This is a genomic window from Spirosoma pollinicola (genome assembly GCF_002831565.1).
Taxonomy (GTDB): Bacteria; Bacteroidota; Bacteroidia; order Cytophagales; family Spirosomataceae; genus Spirosoma; species Spirosoma pollinicola.
In genome coordinates this window covers 709,402-733,717 of record NZ_CP025096.1, presented here as the reverse complement: position 1 = coordinate 733,717, position 24,316 = coordinate 709,402, and the positions used below count along the sequence as shown (strand labels likewise).

13 protein-coding genes are annotated in these 24,316 nt (G+C 37.0%); 5 read left to right on the top strand and 8 right to left on the bottom strand.

All coding sequences use genetic code 11. The features are described from left to right. The first annotated feature begins 116 nt into the window (after positions 1-116). From CWM47_RS03105 to CWM47_RS03095, 3 genes are all read left to right on the top strand, one after another. The gene (locus tag CWM47_RS03105) at positions 117-1,199 is read left to right on the top strand and encodes an efflux RND transporter periplasmic adaptor subunit (RefSeq protein WP_100986314.1); all 1,083 of its coding nucleotides are present in this window, start codon (positions 117-119) and stop codon (positions 1,197-1,199) included. 177 nt (positions 1,200-1,376) lie between these two features. Continuing rightward, a complete protein-coding gene (locus tag CWM47_RS03100) occupies positions 1,377-4,583 on the top strand; it encodes an efflux RND transporter permease subunit (protein ID WP_100986313.1) in 3,207 nt (1,068 codons plus the stop codon). Beyond that, entirely contained in the window at positions 4,573-6,006 is a 1,434-nt protein-coding gene (locus tag CWM47_RS03095) for a TolC family protein (protein WP_100986312.1), read from the top strand. The genes CWM47_RS03100 and CWM47_RS03095 overlap by 11 nt, the downstream gene beginning before the upstream one ends. A gap of 296 nt (positions 6,007-6,302) precedes the next feature. Here CWM47_RS03095 and CWM47_RS39055 read toward each other — a convergent pair whose 3' ends face one another. The 8 genes from CWM47_RS39055 to CWM47_RS03055 form a co-directional block, all read right to left on the bottom strand. Continuing rightward, positions 6,303-8,519 carry a nucleoside hydrolase-like domain-containing protein gene (locus CWM47_RS39055; protein WP_100986311.1) on the bottom strand — a complete coding sequence of 739 codons (2,217 nt, stop codon included), beginning with the start codon at positions 8,517-8,519 and terminating at the stop codon, positions 6,303-6,305. A gap of 480 nt (positions 8,520-8,999) precedes the next feature. Then, entirely contained in the window at positions 9,000-11,654 is a 2,655-nt protein-coding gene (locus CWM47_RS03085) for a metallophosphoesterase (protein WP_100986310.1), read from the bottom strand. 274 nt (positions 11,655-11,928) lie between these two features. Beyond that, complete coding sequence (locus tag CWM47_RS03080; protein WP_100986309.1) at positions 11,929-15,078, bottom strand: TrlF family AAA-like ATPase; 3,150 nt, start codon at positions 15,076-15,078, stop codon at positions 11,929-11,931. Between the two features lie 469 nt (positions 15,079-15,547). Then, positions 15,548-16,570, bottom strand: coding sequence for a DUF3871 family protein (locus CWM47_RS03075; RefSeq protein WP_240625684.1), 1,023 nt, complete (start codon positions 16,568-16,570; stop codon positions 15,548-15,550). Between the two features lie 620 nt (positions 16,571-17,190). Continuing rightward, entirely contained in the window at positions 17,191-18,567 is a 1,377-nt protein-coding gene (locus tag CWM47_RS37970; protein WP_157815888.1) for a pYEATS domain-containing protein, read from the bottom strand. A 172-nt stretch (positions 18,568-18,739) separates the two neighbouring features. After that, the gene (locus tag CWM47_RS03065; protein WP_100986307.1) at positions 18,740-19,441 is read right to left on the bottom strand and encodes a hypothetical protein; all 702 of its coding nucleotides are present in this window, start codon (positions 19,439-19,441) and stop codon (positions 18,740-18,742) included. Positions 19,442-19,468: 27 nt separating this feature from the next. Then, a complete protein-coding gene (locus tag CWM47_RS03060; protein WP_100986306.1) occupies positions 19,469-20,392 on the bottom strand; it encodes a M48 family metalloprotease in 924 nt (307 codons plus the stop codon). Between the two features lie 134 nt (positions 20,393-20,526). After that, positions 20,527-21,450 (bottom strand): M12 family metallopeptidase, encoded by a 924-nt coding sequence (locus CWM47_RS03055; protein ID WP_100986305.1) that lies wholly within the window; start codon positions 21,448-21,450, stop codon positions 20,527-20,529. Between the two features lie 820 nt (positions 21,451-22,270). On the opposite strand from CWM47_RS03055, the gene CWM47_RS03050 reads away from it, so the two are divergent. Both CWM47_RS03050 and CWM47_RS03045 read left to right on the top strand, forming a co-directional pair. After that, a complete protein-coding gene (locus tag CWM47_RS03050) occupies positions 22,271-22,984 on the top strand; it encodes a hypothetical protein (RefSeq protein ID WP_100986304.1) in 714 nt (237 codons plus the stop codon). 110 nt (positions 22,985-23,094) lie between these two features. Further along, positions 23,095-23,874 carry a UPF0489 family protein gene (locus CWM47_RS03045; protein ID WP_100986303.1) on the top strand — a complete coding sequence of 260 codons (780 nt, stop codon included), beginning with the start codon at positions 23,095-23,097 and terminating at the stop codon, positions 23,872-23,874. The last annotated feature ends 442 nt before the right edge of the window (positions 23,875-24,316 follow it).

The following is a 24,316-nucleotide window of genomic DNA, read 5'->3' as shown; positions in this document are numbered from 1 at the left end:
TTTCTGACCAGCAAGGCCTTCTTCAATGCGACGAAGGCGCCAATAACCTGAGTATAAATTAAGCGTGATTTATGGCATACCGCCCAAATTGGTTTCGTATAAAAAATAGGATAGTTATGAATAGATTGCTGATGCTCGTAAGCTTGTGCGCCATCTTAGGCCTGACAAGCTGTGCTGAAAAACAAGAAGAGAAGGAAGAAGAAGTCAACTATTTGGTGACCAGCCCACTGAAAAAAGATACCACAATCACAAATGATTACGTATCTCAAATTCGGTCTATCCAGCACATCGAAATAAGAGCACTGGAAAAGGGGTATCTGCAGAAAATTTTCGTGGACGAAGGGCAGTACGTCAAAAAAGGGCAGCTTATGTTTCAAATTCTGCCTATACAGTATCAGGCTGAACTACTGAAAGCCCAGGCCGAAGCCAATTACGTTGACGTCGAATTCAAAAACACAAAATTACTGGCCGATAGTAATATCGTTTCGAAAAACGAATTAGCTCTGGCCAAAGCCAAGCTGGATAAAGCAAAAGCAGAAGTATCTGTTGCTCAGATACACCTTGGCTTCACAGAGGTAAGAGCGCCCTTCGACGGGATCATGGACCACTTTCAGGTCCGGTTGGGAAGCCTTGTTAATGAAGGCGACTTGTTGACCACGCTCTCCGACAACAGTAAAATGTGGGTGTATTTCAACGTGCCAGAAGCTGAGTACCTGAATTACAAAACCCATATGCAGGAAGAAAACATGAGTAGCGTAAACCTGCTCATGGCCAATCAGCGGGTTTATGGCCATCCGGGTGTAGTTCAAACTATTGAAGCCGATTTCAACAACGAAACGGGGAACATTGCGTTCCGGGCCACTTTTCCAAATCCAAGCGGACTATTACGGCACGGCGAAACGGGCAATATTCAAATGACATTGCCGCTTAAGAACGCCCTGATTATTCCTCAAAAAGCCACGTTCGAGGTGCTTGAAAAGAAGTATGTCTACATAGTGGACAAGGATAACAAGATAAGATCAAGAGAAATAACGATAGCCGCAGAGATGCCGCACATTTTCGTTGTTCGCTCCGGTCTGACTAAAGATGACAAGATCTTGCTGGAAGGCTTACGTCAGGTGCGTGAAAACGAAAAAATACATTACAAGTTCGCAAAACCTGATTCTGTTATCTCGAATTTAGGGCTATACGCTGAGTAAAAGAATGAATAATGGAGAGTGTAGAATGAATATTGTAGAATGTAGAGTGAATAATAGTTTTACTCTGTAAATCAGTCTCTTATTTATCATACATGCATTTCGCTTCATGTATTATGCATTCTTCATTCTACATTTTTAATTCATTTTAAGTCATTCATTATTCATTTCAATTAAGATATGTTCAGTAAATTCATACGCAGACCTGTATTCGCTATCGTGATATCGGTCATGATTGTCTTTATCGGGGTACTGGCTATCACAAAGTTACCTATATCGCAGTTTCCCGATATTGCTCCGACGACGGTAAATATATTCATTGCTTATCCCGGAGCCAGTGCCGATGTACTAGTAAAATCTACGCTTATTACGCTGGAACAGGCCATCAATGGCGTTCAGGATATGCGGTATATTGCCACCGATGCTACAAGTGCCGGTGAAGCCACCCTCCGTATTATTTTTGAACCGGGTACCGACCCCAATGTTGCCGTTATCCGGGTAAAAACAAGGGTGGATCAGGTTATGCCGCTTTTGCCTGAACTGGTTCAGCGAGAAGGGGTTATCATTTCGCCTGTACAGCCCAGTATGTTGATGTACGTCAACTTGTACTCCGAGCAAAAGAGTATTGACGAAAAATTCCTGTTCAACTACGCTACGGTTAAAATGATCCCCGAAATCCAACGGACAAAAGGAATAGCCAGAGCGCAAATATTAGGTAGTCGGCGATATGCTATGCGTCTTTGGTTGGACCCTGAACGCATGCGGGCCTACAACATCTCCGTGGAGGAAGTGATGACTGCCGTTGGCGAGCAGAGTATCATTGGTCGACCAGGCCGGATCGGTCAAAGTTCCGGAATAGCAGCCCAATCGCTGGAATATGTGCTTACGTATAAAGGCCGGTACAACAAACCGGAAGAGTATGAAGGAATCATTATCCGGGCTAATGCACAAGGGGAAAGCATCCACTTAAGGGACATAGCCCGAGTGGAACTGGGTAGTGAGTTCTTTGATATTTATTCTAATCTGGATGGTCACCCGTCGGCGGCTATTGTCTTGCGGCAGAACTACGGCAGTAATGCCAGCGATGTTATTGAAGAGGTGAAGAAGAAGCTGGAAGTTATGAAAACTTCCTTTCCTCCGGGGGTTGATTATAAGATCAGCTATGACGTTTCTAACTTCCTGGATGCCTCGATCGAGCAGGTAATTGATACGTTGCGGGATGCGTTTTTTCTGGTAGCCTTCGTTGTATTCATCTTTCTGGGCGACTGGCGTTCTACGCTCATTCCGATTCTCGCGGTTCCGGTATCGCTGGTCGGAGCGTTCTTTGTCATCCAGGCGTTTGGGCTCTCCATCAACTTAATTACGCTCTTTGCCCTGGTGCTGGCCATTGGTATTGTGGTCGATGATGCGATTGTGGTGGTGGAGGCCGTCCATGCCAAAATGGAAGAGGAGCCGCATATAACCCCGTTTAATGCGGTTCGAAAAGTGCTTGGTGAGATTAGCGGGGCCATTATCGCCATTACCCTGGTGATGGTATCGGTGTTCCTGCCGATTTCCTTCATGTCGGGACCGGTTGGTACATTCTATCGCCAGTTCTCGATTACGATGGCTAGCTCCATTGTGATTTCGGCCCTGATCGCCCTGACACTGACGCCTGTTTTGTGCGCCATGTTGCTGAAAAATCATAATGGACATCCGCCAAAGAAAAACGTATTAACCCGAACGCTGGATAAGTTCAACCAGGGTTTCGATACAATGACCGGCTGGTATGTGGGCTTGTTGAAATTAATTGTCAGCCGTCGATTTGTTACGTTCGCCATCTTAATTGGCTTTTGCGCGGGAATAGTACTGGTGAATAAAATTTTACCGGCAGGCTTTATTCCGAACGAAGATCAGAGTACGATTTACGCCATCATCCAGACGCCACCGGGCTCTACCCTCGAAAAAACGAACGAGGTTTCCCGACGGCTTCAGAAAATTTGCGAAGAAGTTCCGGGTATCGAATCGGTATCTTCTCTGGCTGGTTACGAGATCATGACCGAAGGTCGTGGGTCCAATGCCGGTACGTGTCTGATCAACCTCAAGCCCTGGGGAGATCGTGACAAGAACGTGAAGGAGATCATGGAAGAACTGGAAGGAAAAACGAGAGGTCTTGGCGCGGTCGTTGAATTTTTCGAACCACCGGCTATCCCAGGCTTTGGTACATCGGGCGGTTTTTCCATGCGCTTGCTGGACAAAACGACCGATACGGACTACCGTGAGTTCGATAAGATCAACAAGGAGTTCATGCAAAATTTGGGCAAACGTAAAGAGCTAACCGGCTTGTTTACCTTCTTTGCCGCGAACTATCCGCAATACGAACTGGAGATCGACAATAACCTGGCCATGCAAAAAGGCGTGTCTATCGGGAAAGCGATGGATAACCTGAACATCATGATTGGTAGTACTTACGAACAGGGGTTCACAAAGTATAACCAGTTTTTTAAAGTGTATGTGCAGGCCGATCCTAAATTCAGGAGGCTCCCATCTGATCTTCTAAAGCTGTTTGTTAAAAACGACGCGGGAGAAATGGTGCCTTATTCGGCCTTCATGAGGCTTAAAAAAGGACAGGGACCAAACGAAATTACCCGATTCAATTTGTACAACTCAGCGGCTATTCAGGGCCTACCGGCTAAAGGATATACGACGGCAGATGCTATTCAGGCCATCCGGGAAGTTGCCAAAAAAACTCTGCCAAGAGGTTACGATATCGCTTTCGAAGGCTTGTCGTATGACGAATCCATTCGCGGAAACGAATCGCTGTATGTGTTCCTGATCGTGTTGGCCTTCGTTTACATGGTGCTTGCCGCCCAGTACGAAAGTTTCATCATTCCGCTGGCCGTAGTGTTCTCGTTACCGGTTGGGATATTCGGGTCGTTCCTGCTACTGAAGCTGATGGGGCTGGAAAACAACATCTATGCCCAGATCGGTCTTATTATGCTGGTAGGTCTGTTGGGTAAAAATGCCGTACTGATCGTGGAGTTTGCCGTTCAAAAGCGACAACAGGGTGATACGATCCTGAATGCAGCTATTGAAGGGGCCAGAGTTCGTTTCCGTCCGATCCTGATGACCTCGTTCGCCTTCGTGGCCGGTCTGATTCCGTTGATCAGTGCATCGGGTGCAGGCGCTATCGGTAACCGTACCATTGGTGCCTCTGCCATGGGTGGTATGTTGTTCGGTACCATTTTCGGGGTCATCATCATCCCCGGACTGTACTACATATTTGGTAGTCTGGCAGATGGTCGGAAGATGATTAAAGACGAAGAAGCTGATTCGCTAACCGAAAATCTGGTTCACTCAGTTGATATTTTTCCACAACCAGAAGAAATTGAAGTCGATGAGCAATAGAAAAATCATTAATTGGGCTGGTATCACGCTGATGGTGGGGCTTAATGCCGCCTGCAACGTGCCGCGCCTGGTTCAGAAAACAGAGAATAAATCAGTCCCTGTGAGTTTCTACAACTCGCAGGACTCAACAAACTCGGCACAAGCTACCTGGAGGGCCTATTTTACCGATTCCAATCTGGCTACCCTTATTGACTCGGCTTTGTATAACAACCAGGAGCTGAATATCACGTTACAGGAAATTCAGGTTTCCAATAATGAGGTGTTAGCCAGAGCGGGGGCCTATAAACCCTTCGTTAGTCTTGGCGGGGGGGCTGGGATCGACAAGGTGTCGCGTTACACCAGCCAGGGAGCCGCTGATGATTACACGGAAATAAGACCGGGTGTAAAAACACCTACTATTTTGCCAAATCTGTATTTTGGTCCAACTGTCAGTTGGGAGGTGGATATCTGGCGCAAGCTGCGGAACTCTAAAAAATCAGCTGTATACAGTTATCTGGCCTCTATTGAAGGAAAAAACTTCCAGGTTACGAATCTGGTCGCCGAAATCGCCACTAACTATTACGAGTTGATGGCGTATGATAACCAACTGAGTATTATTCAGAATAATATTGTCATACTGAATAACGCCCTGAATATTACAAAGCAGGAGAAAGAGGCCGCCAAAGTAACCGAACTGGCCGTTCGCCGGTTTGAGGCCGAAGTATACAAAACGCAAAGTCTTCAATTTGAAATTCAGCAGCGTATTGTTGAAACGGAAAACCGGATTAACTTTCTGGTGGGTCGGTTCCCGCAACATGTCCAACGGAATTCGCAGGGTTTTGGCGAGTTAACCCCTACTAAAGTTAACCCAGGTCTGCCAACGCAGTTATTAGCGAATCGGCCAGACATTAAACAGGCTGAATTAAACCTGGAAGCTGCCAAACTGGATGTAATCGTGGCCAGGGCAAATTTTTACCCTTCGCTTAATATCTCGGCCTTTTTAGGATTCATGTCTTACAATCCGCTGTATCTGCTAAACGCGCCTGAATCATTGGCTGCTTCGCTGTTAGGGGGTATTGCCGGGCCGGTGGTTAATAAGAATGCTATCACGGCAGCCTATAAAAGCGCCAATTCAAAGCAAATACAGGCTGTTTATAACTACGAAAAAACGGTGCTGAATGCGTATATCGAGGTGGCCAATCAGTTGTCTAACATGGATAACCTGAGTCAAAAGTACGTCCAGAAAAACAACCAGGTACAGGCATTGACGCAGTCGACCGGTATATCGCTCAAGTTATTTACCTCTGCCAGAGCCGATTATATGGAAGTTCTGCTCACCCAGCGCGATGTGCTGGAAGCCAGAATGGAACTGATCGATACCAGAGTGCAGCAACTAAATGCCCAGGTTAATACGTACCGGGCTTTGGGTGGCGGTTGGCGGTAACTACGTGAACATATAAGGAAAATGCAGTCAGCCCCAAATTCACTGAATTTGGGGCTGACTGCATTAGTTGAATAGGAAAATGATCAATTAAGGCTCATTTCTCTACGAAGCTGTTTAAACTTTCATAAATGAGTTGGTAATAAGTGGTTTTTGTCATCCCGAGGAAGGAGGGATCTTCGGTAGGAACAAAAAACACTACTACCGAAGATCCCTCCTTCGTCGGGATGACAAAAGCTCGTTCGGAAACATACCCTAAAACAGCTTCAATAATTCACTGCTGAGCCATCATAGACCATTTATTTTGCAGGCAGGACCTTGTTCAGGAAATTTGTGATATACGTCAGGGTTGGTGTAAACCAGGGGTTAAAAAACATGAATGTATGGGGTGCATCGGGAAAGGTGTGTACCTCGGAATAGATACCGAAATTATTGAGTTTTTTTATCAAATCGTCGCGTCCGCCGTGCATACGTTCAACAGAACTATTCAGGAATAAAATTGGGGGCGTATGCTTGTCAATATGGTTAAGTGCTGATGCTTCCTGCCATAAATCGGGCCGCTTCGTTTTGGAATAGCCGAACCAGTAGGTAGCTGCCGATATCGACTTCGAGTCATCGCCTTCGCCCGATTCCGGATGGATAAACGCCAATACCCCGTCAATATCGACAATAGCCTGTACAGCGCTCGAATAACGAGCGTTACCGCCTGTCCCGTCAAATGTTGCCTGCCCGTTGGTGGTGCCTACCAGCGCGGCCAACTGTCCCCCTGCCGAAAAACCCAGTACGACCATTCGGTTGGGGTCAACGCCGTATTTCTTCGCATTGGCCTGCACCCAGCGAATGGCCGCTTTAATATCATGTACAGCGGCCGGGTATAAGGCTTCTGTTGACAAGCGGTATTCGACCGGAACGGCCACAAAACCTTTGGCGGCCAGTTGACCAGCCAGCGTGTTATTATGCGACCGATCGCCCGAACGCCAGCCTCCCCCGTGAATCATGACAATAGCCGGACGAGCTTTTCCGGAAACAACGGGCTGTGCAAAGACATCAAGTTTAAGTTCTCTTCCTGCAATGGGTTTGCTGTATGTAATCGCTTTGTCAACACGGATTCCCGCTGGCAACGTTGAATCGGCCAGGCTGATGTCTGGGTAATTTTTCTTTTCACGCAGGTAAGAGCCTTTTACGGTAAATGACGTATCCCGGCCACCAGTTGGTTTAAGTTGGGCATCATACAACCATGCCCAACGCCTTGCCCAGTCCAGCAACACGGCACTACGCCATTTGAGTACCGTTTTGCCGCCTTGTTGTCTGTCATCAAAAAGCGATAAGTCTTTCCGATCGGAGTACCAGTGCGTACCTAACACAAAATCATTGGTACTGCGTTTGCCCGGCCAGGTGTTGTTTACAACAAATTTACCGCTCTGTGGAGGGAAGCCTGGAATCGGTGAGCTGATCGTATAGGTCAGTGTTTCAGTCTGTTTGGGAACATACTTGATTGCGTAGTTGCCATTGCCCAGGTAATAACCCGGCCATTTCTGCTCACCAATCTGGGCCTGAACGGTCATTGTAATGCAGGCAGAATCAGCCCGAATATTGATTTTGGGCCCTTTGAGGTGAAACTCCATTACCGAATATACACCGACTGTATCGGCAAGTGTGGTGTTGCGGGTAAACCGGGTTCGTGGACTGTGGTTAATTTTTTCAAAACTACCGCCCCAGCTTTCTTTGAGCGGGTCGTTTGGATTGCCATCCATCATATAGAGCAATGAAGGGGTGTCGCCCATCTTGATATTGCCCTTATAATAGTTCTTGAAATCTTTCCCCAACTGACCGGCAGCGCGTATATATCGGTCGTAATAGTTGCTGTTACTGAGGCTATCAGGTAAGCCATTCGTCGAAAAGAAGCCGTTGTACGATCCATTCGCTTCGATAAACCACAGGTTCGGAAAGTTCTGTGCGATATACGCATAGGCATTTGCACTCCACTTTTTATTAGGTCCACCAATCCAGTAAACCTTGATTTTGGTCTGGATCGAAGAGTCGTCGTGCAGCGCCTGTGCCAGATCTTCCAACCCACCCCAAACAAGCACCCACAAAGGCTGTTCGCTTTTTTTATGGGCACAGTGTATGATCCAGTCCGACCCTTCGGTGGCTGTGGTATAGCCTTTAAAGGGAGCCGCACCCTGTCGCCCCTGTTTACACACGGCCCGCAAGGCATCAGGTTTAGGATAGTTGTTCTGATGTTGGCTCAGTTTGGGAAGATCGCTCTTGTAGAGGTCAATCATGTTCAGAATATGCTGCTTCGTACCATAACCATAGGAGGGAGATGAAACAAGTCCTTCTGTTTCAAACCGGTTACAGTACATCAGGAAATGGGTCATTGACTGATTATCGTCGGGGTCTGTGCCGCCAATATCGGTGCTAATAAGAATGCGCGGTTTGACCGGCACGGGTTTCTGAGCAATAAGTGTGAAGGGAAACAGGGCCAGCAGGAAACCCAGTAGCACGTTTTTCATAGTCGATTTCTCATTAAAACCATTGAAGGCCAGAGTAGGGGTAAAAGTCAGCCAATATAGAGACTATGAAAGATAAGAAAGCACATTGCTAGAAGACGAGCACTTCTTTTCATCCCGATAATAGCCCTAATAAAAGAGATCTACTTCTCAATATATACTTCGCAACGAATGCCGATCAAATGCTTTAGTTGTTTCTTATTTTGTATATGCGCCAAACGGCGGCTACCTGAGTAACAGTAAAACAAAAAGCCCGCAGATCAATATGATTTGCGGGCTTTTTTAACTTTTAGTAGTCCCAACAGTTGAAAACTCGAACCAAATAGTAGAAGGTTTAGCTGTTATTTATGAGCTAAACACTATGGTTGAACTTTAATACAGATTAATTAAAAGATAACATATATTTAAGTTATTTCCGCCTAATTCCAAAAAAGCATTGTGGATAATAACGCTGATTTGCATTAATATTTACACATTAAAGATCTAAATTCTTAAGCCTAAGTTAAGTTCAAGTATTCCATGGACATATATATCTATGGTTTCATCTGAATATCCTTCAATATTAATTAGTAAGCTTTGGAATGATGGATGATCGAAATTTATATAATAAATTTGATATGAAATCAGAAGAAGTTTAAAATCTGTACCAAATTGAGCAAATTTAACTTCAATAGAATTTGTATCTTTAATTTTATCTATACAAATTGACAATTTTTTCGGAACTATTTCAGCTCTAATAAGTATTTTATCAATTTCTTGATGAACAATACTTCCGATGTTTATACATTGCATTCCATACTCAAGTGCAATAACTTGCATGGATTGAAATGTATTGAAATTTTGAGAGTTATTCAAAAACGGAGCAACCACATCAAGTGGGCGAAAAATGAAATTACCGATACCATTTAAATATTTCGAGTAAACTGATATTAATTCATTTAGCCCATTATCAGTGTTAATATAAATAGTATTAATTCCATAGTGATTCAATAAAACTAATATATCTTTTAAACTTTTAAATGAATATTTATATTCAAAAGTTAATGATTCACAACATATTTGTATTAATTCTTTTTTTGAATAAAAGTCTAAATAAGATTGATTCATTGTGTGGAAATTAATATCAAAATAAGCTAAATAGTATTGTAAATATATTAATATTGATGGAAGTAGTTCGGTATCTTTTGAATCAATAGCTTCTCTAAAAAGTTTTTTGACAGTAACAGAAATTGTTCTTCTAAAATCAATTGATTTTGCAGATTCCATAATATTAGTCCTAGATAAATCAAAATCAATAGATCTAGGAGTGAAATTAACTTCACCACTAATATTTGACGGAAAATAAGGTGGTAATAACTGTGTTGAATTGGTGTTAATATAAAAACCAGCATTTGATGCTATAAAATTATTGGATTGAGTTCCGAGAGATATTCTACATGTATACCTTAAATCATCTAAATTGAAAAAATATTTTCCACCCTCTGTATTCCAAGATTCATATCGTGATTGTGGTTGACCATTAAAGTAATATTCTAAATTTGATATGTGTCTACAATATTGTGTAACATCTTGTAATCCTTGTGCAGCGAAAAAATTAGGTTTTAAAAATACTTTAATTGATGTTCCTGTGTTCTTTGGTCTTATTGCTTCCCAAGTCGGTAAGGGATTATAAGTGAATCCTTCAAAAACGTTTTCAATTTCAAAATTTATCAAACCATCTTCCTCGCTTTCAGTTCTAATATATATACTTTTTGCTACAATAAAGGTGCTTATAAAGCCTATTCCGAACTGAGATATTAAATTGTTCTGATTAAGCCCCTGGTTAAATTCTTGACTAATACTTTTCCCAATTATTGCAAAATTTTCTCTTAACACTCTCTTATTCATGCCATCTCCTTCATCAATTATCTCAAAGGAGTTTTCCTGAAAATTTATATGAACAATAATTTTAGGCGTTAAGCTTGGATATTTTCCTTTGATTCTGTTACATGCATCAACAGAGTTTTGAATTAACTCTCTTACGAAAATATACTTTTTGGGATATAAAGAATCACCAATCAAAAGTGTAACTATTTTAGTTACATCTGCACTGTAAGCACTTGGTAGATTTACATCATATTGTTGAGTTTCATTATTTAGTAAATGGTAAGATGATTGTCCTAGAACACCAGATTTTTGTCCATTTGGTAGTGAATCAACGTCTTTTTCAAATCTAAATCCAGAAAGTATGAATTTCCTAGCATATAATGTATACCTTTTACTATTAATATCTAAATCGAAAATATTGTATCCAGGTTGATATTTAGATTGTAATTCATTTGAATTATTAAAAGCTGATCTGCCATTAATCATTAATAAACCGCCTGTAGAAGATTTAATAACCTGATAATTGTTTTGATGAATGTGCCCAAAAAAAGCAATATCAAATTTTTGATTTTGTAATATATTATTAATACTCTCTAATTCGTCGTTATTAAATGAATCAAGTGGGTGATGGAATACTGCTATATTAATTAATGTACTATTCTGTTCAAAAATGGATTTAGAATTAAAAAGCTGATCTGTTCCTATAAAATGGTTTTCTTTTTTAAGCGATGGAGAACATCTCCACGAATCATTGATAAGAGCGAATCCAACTTTTAGTCCATCTGATTCAAATATTGCTAAAGATTCGTTATATGAAAAGATGTAATCAACTCTATCTTTATGAAATGATTTTTCAAACTCTTTAAATTTTTCTACTCTTTTATTTGTAATTATAATCTTATCTCTTTGCTGTTTAAGTCTTTCATTCGCTAATTCCTTAGTTAATTTTGCTGTCAAAGCAAATTCGATATCGTCGTCAATATGCTCCTGCTGTATATCGTGATTGCCTGGAATGAATAATATTTGATTATTGTTTAAATTGAATTTAGATTGAATTTTATCTATAAAAATTTCCTTAAAAATTTCGTAAGGAGAATCACCTAGTTTTTCACCTCCTTTATCCACAAGATCGCCAGTTAATAAAATAATATCAATTGGTTTATCGTTATGAAATTTATCTAAATCATTTATTAAAGCTTCTAAATAATAATTGCGCAATTCAGCTATATTGCTACTAGACAAGTGAATATCAGAAAGTTGGATAATTCTCATTTTAGGTTTGACTTTAATTTTATTTCCTTTAACAATAATTAATTTAATTTATTGATATCTCATGTGATAAAATATCCAATTGAATATCTTTTGTCAAAGGATATCAAACAAGTTTACGTTTAATTTTAAGTTTACAATTTAGCTCCAATATTTGGAGCTATGCTCAATGATTTGTTTCTTATTAGATATAGTGTACTTATTGTTAAATAATTCACTAGCAATTAGAATTAATACACTGTAAAAAAAGACTTCGAGACAAGTTATAGCAAACAATTTAAGTTAAATAATTGAATAGCATACGTGATCTAGTGATATTATAGCGTTGATTTCTTATGTCAAATGCAGGGAAAGTACCTTCGAGGACTTCAATTAATAATTGATTTATGCTCTGATTCTCAATAGAACCTGTTGTGCATGAAATCGTATGCTTATAATATTTATCTATTTTCACATGTATAATTTGGTCTGCATCACAAACGACTGCTAAGTTTGGATTGTGGGTTATCAGTATAACCTGCCTACGCTCTTTCGCTTCCTGAATGAAAGGTACTAAAATTGAATATATGCTCTGATTATCTAGGTTCTCTTCAGGTTGATCTATTATAAGTGGTATTTTATCATTATCTAACAAAAGGTAAAAAATTAACAATAGAGCTTCTCTTTCACCTGGTGAAAGAGATTCTATTTCCTTGTCACCTAATTTTAATTGAAATTTAGGATTTAAGTATTCTAAATTAAATATAAAATCATAAAAATCTTCTATCCTGACATTTTGTTTAAGCTGAGAACTGATGGATTTGGGAATGAAATCCTCTGTTCTATGATCAATCAAAAAGTTTTTGATTAAATCATCTAAAAATGATATCAAGCCATCTACGCAGTTTAAATCATAGCTATCCAATATCTGATTAAGTTTTTTTAGACCTTGATCTCTTCCAAAAAAACTGCCAGACTTGCCAAAATTAATATAGCTTTCAAATTTTTCGATAAACTGATTGATACTAAAATTTGCATCAAAATCTATTTTATAGTTCTTAAGTTGTGAATGGTATTCACTTTTGAATGATGTTACGGGTTCAAATAATTCTTTATATATTTTTATTATTTCTTGTTTTTGGTAAAATAAATTCGTAAGAAGTTCAACTCTATCCTTATAATGACTAGCTAAAGCTTGAGGAAGTATTATATCAACATATTCTCTTCGCTTTTCAAGTAGGTTTGCTTCAATGTTTAAAATATCTATTTCTTGCTGCCATGTATTATACTTACTCAAATATAGTTGGTATTCCTTGGCTGGTAAGTCCAACTCTGATTGTAGGTCAGAAATATAACTCTCGATATCTTGTTTAATTTTGTATAAACTAGTTGGCTTTTCTATTTCTAAGGGGTCTAAATAAATTTTATCATTATAGTTGTTGAAAAAAGAAGCGTTAGGCTTAATTAGATAATTTATTTCTTCTAACCTTCTTTTTTTAAAAATCAAAATTTCTTCAATTGGTGATGTATTGACATTATAATTAAATACATCACCAATATCAATAGAATAGCCCTTTAACAAATTAATTTGTGGGGATATTAATCTATCTGTTTGTATTTTAAAAGACTTAAAAAATTTAATTGAATTTTGTAGCTCTTGAACCTCAATGAAAATACTTTCCTTCTCTTGTATAATATTATTAATCAGCAATTCAATACTTTCAAGTATTACTCTTTGTGACTCTAATTGTTGTGTAGCATCTGTTTTAATTGTATTTTTTATTTTATCTAAGTTAGAACGAGGCTCAACTGGCATTTTTTCATATAAAGCAATTAATTTTTTATTAACAGCATTTATATCTTCATAAATTCTTTGTTTATATTCAGATTGATTTTGGGCTTCAAATTCGATTATTCTTTTATTTAATAAATTTAGTTCTCCCTTAGTTTGCTCAATTGCTTGTCTATGAATTTCAGATTTGAAAGTGATTATTTCATTTAAAGAGCTTTTGCCTAATTTCTTCTCGATTGGTAATCTAGAGAAAATGATTTTTCTTAGTTCATTCTCAAATAATTCTTTTTCAGTTTCACCTAAGCAAAGTTTTTCGAGAAAGCTTTGCGGTAGATATTTTACTCGTTCATTTTCAAACTCACTAGCTTTGTGTGATAGCGAGAACTTATTTTCTATTTTATCTCGCCACATCATTGTAGCCTCGAAGTACTGTGACTTTCTTTCAGGCGGCATGTTGAAACGTTGGTCAGTCAAGAAAGAAAAATTCTTAACATTTTTTGTATTACCACACAAACCAATTATATCAGCAATAGCACTCTTACCACTACCTTTATTTCCAATTATGGCAACCAAACCAGGATTTAATGTAATATCAAGATTATTAAACCACTCCTCGTTTGATGGTAAATTAGAAGTTTTCTTTATTGATAATCTTTCGATATATAATGATGGATTTAAATCAATGTGCCTTTTGCTTTCTGGTTCTATACCTATATAAACCCTTTTTGGTTCATGTTTAATTTGCTTTAATCCGTCAAAACTTAAACTTGATTTTATCCATAGATATCTATCCTTATTTTTATGAAATAATTCGTCAAAGTCATGAGAATCACTTCCCCAAATAGATGGCTTTATCGATTTAAATTCATCTATATATGATTGCACATCTTTATGTTTTTTGCCTAATCCCCATTCGATAGAATTGGCATTAGATGTCATGAGACAATCTGATTTTTGAATTAAATTTTTTCTTGTGTTGTGGCCTTGTCCATCCCATGTTATACGATTTAAATCCTCATCACTAGGTATAGCTAATAGATATTTATCTTTAAATAAATTATTATCTAACAGTTCACATATCTGTGATGAATTTACACTAGCGTTTGTCATGCCAACTATTAGTGAAGATTGCGTAAATTTGCTATGCTGTTTTTTTAAACTTTGCCCAAGTTCAATTAAATTAATCACTTTAAGCTTACGTTTTTGATCTAAACCTTGCGGTTGGCCTTCTACTATGAAATCTATATTGTGTAAAAAGTTTTCTTCTATTTGGTATATGGGTACTTCTTCAGAAAATATTACGTGAAAATTTACTCTACTGGTTTTATTATTTTTATCTGTAATTAAAATATCAAGACGAAACTCGACATTTGGTAGTATTATTATTTCTTTTATTCTAGAAATTTCTTCGTCGGTTAATAAAGATTTCATTTTTTCAGAGTCATCTAAATACTCTGTTTTAATTTTTTTGTAACCATCTACAGTAAAATAATCTGTTATTCCTATTGCATATATATCGTTTGCTATGGCTTTTTGGAACAATGCTTTGACATATAAATCCCAATTTGTGCCAAAACCGTTGTTTAAAGATGAAAAAGGTGTATGCACATGAAGATCCCATTTTCTCCATATAGAGCCTAGCTTTTCAGAAGACATTATTGTAGGTGTAATTTTATATTGAATTTATTAACTAATGTATCACATTCAATGGGTTCACTTGAAATGCATTAATTTTTACACTATCGCTATGAAGAGTAAAACAAGTGCAGATTGAGTGCATTGAATAAGTTTATATTGTTATATGAAATTATGTGTCTGAGATGTTTGTTTTCGATTACAAATCATCTAGGGGTACTTAATTTGATATTTACAAACATACATATAACACAAATAATTAATACTACTGTGCAACAATAACATACAATCATTTATTAAGAGATTGATTGTTAGTTGCTTATGCCAATATCAACTAAGAAAATCAGCAACAAAAAAAGGATCCATAAATTGATTATATACGGTTATTAATCAAAAATACGTGATTCCCTTATAAATTAATGATCAATTGTGTTACATAAAAAATAACAAAGGCTCTAAATTTTGGTATTCAGAGCCTTTGTAAAATAGTTTAATTTAAAAACCAGTTTTGTGGAGTTTGCAAACCTTGCAAGCTTTGTAAAAGACCATTTACAAGTGCGAAGCTATTGACATTCCGATCTAAGTAAGTGTCTATGTAACTACTTTTGATAGCTCCTGTAAAAAGATTATACAATCTCCACAAGTTTATTGTCCCATCAGGCATTCGACAAAACGATTGATCTCTATAATAATCACGGGCTATACAACTTACCTGTTGATCTCCCATCAACAATAGTTGTATCTCACTTCTTTGAACTTGTGGTAGATATTGATAAAGACGGCAGCGCCCAATAAATTGAGCGAATTGATGTTCAGTAAGGTAATAATCTGTTAGCTGTGATAAGGCTTGTAATTGTTTCTCAGCTTGATAGCGAACGACTAAATCTATAATGGCTTTGGTCAACTGATCAATAGACTTCACCCGTAAATCTGATACATAGCCATCTGACCAAACACATAGATTCGTACAGACCTTATTCTGAAAACCAATAAAAAGCTTGAAATGCTCGTCAACTCCTTTCTTCTGGTGTAAACTATCGAGGTTATAAGCTTTAACACCACCAATCGTCAGTGATAATGTATTACCGTCAATCGTTTCATTAAGCGATGGAATTTCAATAGCGAAAGCTGCTCGCTCATAATAAAGCGTCTTTTCCCAATCCTCAAGGTCTTTAGCTGGCTTGTTACGAGCTGATGGAATCCTGCCTTTAATAGGATGTGATATGCGAATAGCTGGATTTAAAATTGTCTCAAATGGAAAAAGCCTTTGGACTGTCTCAACAGCTGCTTCAATAAAGTCACAATGACTAATCAATGGCTCATTATCCTTACTGTAAACAGGAATAATGTGATGCTCTTGAATTTCCTTCAAGGAAGTTGGTAATGTATTAGCCAAAATAAAAGCTCCTTCACTTGAAGGAGCTTCGTTAATTACTGTTGCTTTTAAGGGTTCATCCATCTCAGGGATTTGCCATCTAGAAGGCTGGATCTCATAATCTGTTATTGACAACATGATTGAAAGGGGTTAAAATGTGAAAAATGAATTAGTATGACCGTTTAACCTCTAGTCATTTTGATTAAAACCTATAGCAATATCTATCTTCCAGTTAAACAGAAAGAATAAAATGCTATAATGTCATAAACAGAGTAAATTTACTGCTAACTAGAAGACCGTCGAAAAACAGTGTTTTATATTGCATTCAAAAAAAAGCTTACATGGCTAAATTTGAACCATTGAATTTTTCTGCCTATAAACTGACGGGGGGGATAGGAGGTCAATGTTAATGTGGGGCGAGTAATTAATACTGGGGAGGCATCTATAAATACACAGCGTACTTGGGGAAGATAAATTTGTGAGGTTTACAAATTTTGCAATCTAAACAACTTTAAAATATTGTATTTTCTGTCAGCAAACCGATAGGTGTAGGTAACTACAGTTTTAAGGACATGGAATTTATCAAAACCAAGTAGTTTCGAATAAACATATATAGTACTTGGTAAAAACGTAATCGAAAATAAGTCTATGTTTCATCAGCTTCAATGACAGTAATTGAGTTCAATTACATCTGTAGCTACAGCCTCTATAGTCTGAGTAGTGACTTTCCATTTTTTTCTATTTTTAAGAATATCCACTCATAAATCTTTAGGCGGTTTAGTATTTGTAGGATCCACAAAAATATTTTCCTCGTTTGGTGACATTTCTGGTTTTGATTTAATTCTTGATCTCTTTGAAGGGCGGAGGAGCTTAGAGGGAAAGTTAACCTCCTTCACTAAAGGCACCAAAGAAATTTTAGCTTCTTTTTTATCCATGAAATCAATATTATCGATATACACATCTGGCACAAATCCTTTATCTACTGATCTACCTTTTCCATCTGTAATAGCTAAATTTTCTTGCAACTGGTACTCGTTTACAATACCATCTTCCTCACAAACAACTGATGCTCTAAGTTCAAAAGATCCCCATATTTCCAAGGATAGGACTTGATTACCTTTGTACTTTACTGAATTCTTCTCGAAAGAAGAAGGATGTAAATAATATGTAACTTTTTTTATAGTTCTTAGTTTTTCAGGAGTGCCCACAATTTGACATGCAATATTATAAAAACCTGTCTTTTGTTCAGATTTACCTTGCATTAGATAGTATATTCTAAAAGGACTATCATCATCTGATTTACACTCCATAAGATAAGCTACTGAAGCAGAGTTAATTTTTTTACGATTTGCCTGCCCTTCTAACCACCCTTTAACAATTATTGCTTCACGTTTAATTTTTGCAGGATGTGTTTTGGTAATATTTACATCAACGTCGTTTAACGACGCGATAGCTATTTCCTGTGGTAAATTCATCAGACCCATTATATGCCCCGCGAATTTGTCGGCGTTAAGCTCGGCTTGGTGCCTTTTTTCTTTTCCAATCCAAGCATCTCCTCTTATAAGATGCCCAACCTCATGCGCAAAAATTCCATATACTATATTACTATCTGCGGAACTCATTAATTTTTCTAAATAAGTTGTACTATAAAAAATATAATCTCCTTCTATACAATGAACTGCGACTGCGTTTTGACAATTCCTATGTGTATTCACATTTATTTTGATGTCAGGATTGTTGGTCAAGCATAATATTCGATTTACAATCCTTTGTGCAGTATTAATATTTTCTAAAATACGGTTTTGGGAAGGAATATTTAGTATAGAATTCTCAGAAATAGCTCCACGTACAGGGGCCGCTCCATTTGGGTCAAGGGGTTGCTTTCTATGCTCTTTTTTCGAAACTAAATGTGGTGATGGAGGAGTCCTTGACTCTGTAGAGGATCCTAGATTGTATATCCTTCGACCAGATTCTATTGAAGGCTTAGCAACGTTGTCGCTAAAAAAACTTTTCACTTGCTCAAATGTCATATCTGATGAAGAATGACTACAGAACTCTAATCTATCGCAATATCCTTGCCCAGCCACATAAATCGGTGCTAAAATGCAAGTCATGAGGAGAAATAGCTTTCTCATAGATAAGAATATTAAGTACTATTAAGTAGTCACACTAATCTTACAAGCTAAGTAAAATTAGTATGACTACTTGGGCACATCTCAGTTAAAATTGAAACTAGTATGTTACGGTTAATTCCTAATTACCGAGAATCTGATCTTACCGAATTTTCAAACATGTGTGCAATATTATTTATTCGGGCAATTCAACAGGGCTAATATTAAGATTACTGCCTGATTTAAGTAGTTTGAGAGTGTTATTGAAAGTAACGGCAAGTTTCCCAAAATTGTCAACATTATATTCTCCGGCTGAGGATTGTAGGCCATCTGCTAATACATCACCATCAATGCCGAATCCCAAAGCTTTAAGTTCAAAAGATGCATTAGCCCTACCTAATTCAACACTTGCTGCGACTGAAGGTAATGATGTTGTTGCAAGTTTTCCCCTGAGGCTTTTCACATGAATAAAGCATCTTAATCCTATACCCATTTTAACCCGTTTACCAGCACAGTTTACGAAACTGTATCGGATATAGTCTTCGATAAATACCATCTCTTTCTTTCCGATGCTGCCAGTAAATCCCATAGCTGTTGCACTAGCCGCTAAATCTTTGTCAAATTTGTAGACCTTGAAATCTGTTCCACTATTTAGGCTACTAATGCTTTGTGGAGCAGAACAAACTGGAGCTGCTTCATTTACGAGGTGAGCAAGTTGTGACGAATCCGAATCATTTATGCTTTCCTTAAATTTAGGCACTGAACCTAATAAAGGATCTGCTTTTATAGCATCAAAAGTAGCCTGCGCTTCCTGCTCTGTAGGTTCTTGATCTGAGTCATTCTTACAGCTTAAAGTTAAAAGGCTTACTACTATAACAAAGGAAAATGTTTTGAACATTGTTTTGATTTATTTTGAATGTGAATACTAATTATGTGGCATTAGCCGAACTTTTTTTTCTCTTCTACTATCAGTAGCGATATCATCAGCATATACATCGGTGATATCTAATTTTGTTACCCTTTTGCCTGTTTTTTTATCAATAACAAGTATGGTTTCTCCTAATAAATACTCATTGGTAACCCCATCCTCTACACAAACTACAGATGCTCTTAATTCGAACGATCCCCAAATTTCTAACGGTAATACTTGATTACCTTCATATCTCAACGAATTTTCCTCAAAATAGTAAGGGTGAAGAAAGTACGTAATACTTTTAATCGTTTTCAACTTACCGCTATCGCCTTGAATAGCACATTGCACTTGGTAAAGTTTATGGCTATTCTTAGACTCAATAAGTGATCCATAACTAATTCTAAATGGGCTGTCTGAATCTAATTTACAGGCCATAATGTACTCTAATGAAGTAGTATCAATTTTTTTACGATTCGCTTGTCCATTAATCCACCCCTCTTCAATCTTTAATTCGCGCTTTACTTTTGCAGGATGTGTTTTAGTAGAGTCCACATTCACATTAGTTAATGTAGAAATTGCAACTTGCTTTGGGAAATTTACTAGTCCCATTATATGGCCCGCAAATTTATCCGCATTTAACTCGGCTTCATGCTTCCTATTTCCCCCAAGCCAGGCGTCGCCCCTGATGAGATGCCCAACCTCATGGGCAAAAATTCCATATATTACACTACTATCGGCTGAATTCATAACTTGCTCTAAATAGTCTGTACTAAACAGTATATACTTTTTATCAGCACAGTTAACAGCAATTGCGTTTGGACATGGAGCAGCTCTAACAGCTATAGCTACAGAAGATGATTTAGCAAGGCAAAGAATTCTATTGACAATTTTTTGTGCATTATTTACATTTTGTATCAAATCGCTGCGAGAGGGCATATTTAAATAAGTTCGTACTCTATTAGTTGTAATATCTGAGGATGCATGACTACAAAATTGTAACCGTGAACAGTTATCTTGCCCTCTTAAACAAATTGACACAAATAAGCACGATAAGGTAAATAATAGTAATTTCATGGGAGTGAATACATCGCTTTAATTGCTTTAATATCGCCTTGACTTAAACTGTCTCTCTGTCCAGGAATGCCGAAATTGAGTTTAACTCGATAAGGTTGTTTAACGCGAAAATAACTTCTCTCGGGATAGTGCATAATAGAATTGAAATCATAATTACCCATATCCATTGGACGGCCATTTGGGTCTGTGTCCTTTGCGAATTTGTACTGAGAAGCTCGTCCTCCTGCTTGTTTTGGATCAATTTCTACATATTTATCCCTGTCAGAGCGCGACTGCTCATGAAACAGCCCTAAAATATGGCCAATTTCATGAGCTATGTTACCTACCTTGCATTCGGATGAAAGGCTAACAGGCTGTTCTCCGCCTGATCTTCCTACTTGGTTTACAAAACAGCCTTCAGATGTCTCTACAAAAAATATAGAATGAGGGTCTGTACTTTTTCTTTTTCTAAAAACAACACCTACCTCTTTTGACCACATATCCATTGCTTGCTTAGTTCTGTCAGGATCAGGGAAGTTTGGAGCTATTTCATAAGGGATAGTCAGAACGCCATTCGGCTTTGACCACTTTCGACTCATAGTAGTAATTCCTTCAGCCAAGCCCATTGCATTCGTATCGGGGTAGTCAATTAGAATATCTCCTTCAAACAAAAATTGCCCCTTATATTTTTGTCCGTATAATATTGTAGTGTCAGGATCTCCATTAAGTAATATTTTTATTGAATCTTCAGTTGGGTTCTCCATTAAGTACCCTTCATAAAAATTATTAGTCACATCGTCCGCTTCGTCATGTATAGAATCTCCTTTACTATGAACGGATGATAAACTGACAACAGAGTCTATGGAACTATTTTCTTGGCCTTCCCTTTTATTTGAACATGCAAATAGGAATAGCAAATAAGAGATTAATAATTTGTTCATAGCTGATTGATAATTTCACCGCAATATCGCATAATGCAACCTGCTAAAAAACGGGAAAATTCCCGTTTTGGAAATCAAAATTCATTTGTTAGCATCCAGTTACAAATAATGAAAGTAAAAAATTTAACTTAGTTATTCACCCTACCTTGATATGGAATAACCAGCACTTATAAAATTGACCTCAATCGACAATCAGATCTAAATTTGTTCTGTTTACTAAGCCACCATTATAAAAATAGCTTTGATACGCTCAATATGGATTAAAGGGAAATCTTTGAAGTAACCACCAGCACGCTAGATCAATTTTACACTAGCCCAAAGACAATAGCTTTGACAGAGCTTCAGAAATTGGAAATAAGAGCTTGAAATTCAAATAATTAGCTTCAGCAGCCTAGCAGATTGTGCACTAAACATCTAATTGTAAACTTTGCAAAGTTTACAATCTATGCAATTTTAAAAAAGCTCATTTTCTGCCTAATAAACAGAGGGGGTAGATGAATGTAAAAATTAGGGCTAGGGAGGTAATTAAAACCGGGGAGTCTTATATAGACATATATAAGACTAGAGGCATACAGTTTTTGGAAAAAAGACTATCAGTTATCAGATTTACTTAAGTCTATAGCTATACGCAATGTTTACTACTCGTTCACCTGACGACGCGTAAGCCAACTAAAAGCTCGTTACGTTAAAATCCAACAGAAAACGGATTTAAGATAATGACTGTAACTAATTAAGTCGATATCAAAACCAATTTTTTTGCTTCTAAATTTATGGCCTAGAATTAATAATTGTTATATATTTGTAATTAAACATATTTAAAATGGATTTTAGATGGATTCCATTCCTAGCAGAGTTAGGAGTAAGTACTGTACCTGTAGCGGTTGTATTATTGATTGTCATTTTTCTTGGTAGACAGCTCATCGTTTACTTTTTTGGAGAAGCTATTGAGGTTAAAAAATTAGAACTAAGTAAATCTTTAGAAAATAATAGATTAGATCTTAATAAACAGCTTGAAATGTACAGGAATGAATTAGCAGAAAAAACAGAAGTTTATAAGAATAACTTGAATAGACTACTAGAAACTCATAAAAGTGAGCTAAATCTTATCAATTTAAAAACTTCAAAGCTTTATGAAAAGCAAAGTCTGGTTATCGCCGAATTGTACAAACTCATTTCTAGGTTAAATCGATCTTTTAATGATATGACCGCACTTATGAAGTTTGTTGTATCAGATTCTGAAAAGGAGGAGCAAGAGCGAATAAATAAGGCTACAAAAGATTTTAACGCATTTATTGAGTTCTTTACTGATAACAGAATATTTTTTAGTGAATCAATATGTGTAGATATTGACAATCTTAGTAATCTTTACAGAGACGTACACTGGGATTACCTTGACAGTAAGAACTACGGCAATACAGAGTTTTTAATTAAAAAAGGTTTACTTGATGAGGTTAGAAAAAAAACTCAAGAAGTTATACCTCCTATTTTGTCAAATCTTCAAAGCCAATTTCGCAATATACTTTCTGTAAAGTAGAATTTACATTTTTACTTAAATAATCGTACAATTATTGCTCTTGAATTCGTTTTTCAATTATACTTTGTAACGTTTATAAAATTTGCATATTAGCCTTTTTTTAAATAGTTATGATAGAATTAAAAATTTTAGATCTTGACCTTGATTTCTTTATCAATGAAAGGGCTACAGATAAAAAGTTAAAAGGTAAAAGAAGGTTGAACAAAACTAAATTCATTCCATGGGAAAAGAAACAAGTAAAAGATTTCCTGGAAAATAATTGTGGGCTAAACCCTAATGAGAAAATCCCTGGTAATTTATTCACTCATCATGATGAATTATTTTACTTTCTTAGATCCTTACAGGAGAAGCATAACTTCGAACTTCAATTTTCAATTGATCACGTTGATGCACATGCAGATTTAGGTTATGGAGATTTTAGCTTTTACCATATATCTTCATATATTCTTAATCAGCCGCTCCTTAAGAGATACTATCCAAAAATTCGGAGTAAAAGTAAGCGATTGACCTCGGGTAATTTTCTCTCATTTGCAATTGCGTGCCGTTGGATTTCAACTATTAATTATATTAATCATGAAGCCTGGTTCAATGACTTGCCACGATTCTTCTTTAAAGATTTCGATTTTTCTAGTAACTCTTTAGAGTTAAAAAGTTACAGTCCTTCTCAAATGAAGACGCTAATATTCTATGGAGATTTAATAAAGGCGGCCAAAGAAAGTGTTCCTCTACATTTAGAGCCTTGCGTTCCTTTTAAACAGATAATATATAATAATTTTCATAGTTCTGGCAATTATGATTTCATTTGTTTAACACAATCCCCTGCTTTCACGCCAACAACTTCTGATGACCTTATACCAACAATTATGCAATATGTTGACAGTAATAAATAAAGATTTTTATATTAATATCAATTTTAGTGCTTTTATATCTAATACATTTGTAAGCTATAGCTATATGAGATTTAAGGAAATGTAAGTCTTTACAGTTTAGTTTGATCATAAATTAGCGTATAAGTATATTCAAGTTAATTTTGGTTATTGGCGTGTTGAAACAGTTTTTCTCTGATTGAAAGGATATAGGATTAAGAAAGCCTTAAGTATTAGTAGGTAGGGGTATGATATTAAAATAAATTTATTTTAATAATTAGGACATTTGCGCTTAAAAATTAAATTGTAAGCTTTGCAAAATTTACAATCTGTGTAATTTTTAGGATATTGGTTTTGCTTTTTATAAACAAACGGTGTGGAAGAGACTTAGAGGGTAATAGACGTATTTCTAACACCAGGGAGTTAAAACATACGTATATGATATTTAGGAGTAATAGTCACTAAA

What these genes read in the sequence shown, in the direction of transcription:
- CWM47_RS03105 (WP_100986314.1), top strand. Translation starts at nt 117, where the DNA reads ATGAATAGATTGCTGATGCTCGTAAGCTTGTGCGCCATCTTAGGCCTG.
- CWM47_RS03100 (WP_100986313.1), top strand. Translation starts at nt 1,377, where the DNA reads ATGTTCAGTAAATTCATACGCAGACCTGTATTCGCTATCGTGATATCG.
- CWM47_RS03095 (WP_100986312.1), top strand. Translation starts at nt 4,573, where the DNA reads ATGAGCAATAGAAAAATCATTAATTGGGCTGGTATCACGCTGATGGTG.
- CWM47_RS39055 (WP_100986311.1), bottom strand. Translation starts at nt 8,519, where the DNA reads ATGAAAAACGTGCTACTGGGTTTCCTGCTGGCCCTGTTTCCCTTCACA.
- CWM47_RS03085 (WP_100986310.1), bottom strand. Translation starts at nt 11,654, where the DNA reads ATGAGAATTATCCAACTTTCTGATATTCACTTGTCTAGTAGCAATATA.
- CWM47_RS03080 (WP_100986309.1), bottom strand. Translation starts at nt 15,078, where the DNA reads ATGTCTTCTGAAAAGCTAGGCTCTATATGGAGAAAATGGGATCTTCAT.
- CWM47_RS03075 (WP_240625684.1), bottom strand. Translation starts at nt 16,570, where the DNA reads ATGTTGTCAATAACAGATTATGAGATCCAGCCTTCTAGATGGCAAATC.
- CWM47_RS37970 (WP_157815888.1), bottom strand. Translation starts at nt 18,567, where the DNA reads ATGAGAAAGCTATTTCTCCTCATGACTTGCATTTTAGCACCGATTTAT.
- CWM47_RS03065 (WP_100986307.1), bottom strand. Translation starts at nt 19,441, where the DNA reads ATGTTCAAAACATTTTCCTTTGTTATAGTAGTAAGCCTTTTAACTTTA.
- CWM47_RS03060 (WP_100986306.1), bottom strand. Translation starts at nt 20,392, where the DNA reads ATGCCCTCTCGCAGCGATTTGATACAAAATGTAAATAATGCACAAAAA.
- CWM47_RS03055 (WP_100986305.1), bottom strand. Translation starts at nt 21,450, where the DNA reads ATGAACAAATTATTAATCTCTTATTTGCTATTCCTATTTGCATGTTCA.
- CWM47_RS03050 (WP_100986304.1), top strand. Translation starts at nt 22,271, where the DNA reads ATGGATTTTAGATGGATTCCATTCCTAGCAGAGTTAGGAGTAAGTACT.
- CWM47_RS03045 (WP_100986303.1), top strand. Translation starts at nt 23,095, where the DNA reads ATGATAGAATTAAAAATTTTAGATCTTGACCTTGATTTCTTTATCAAT.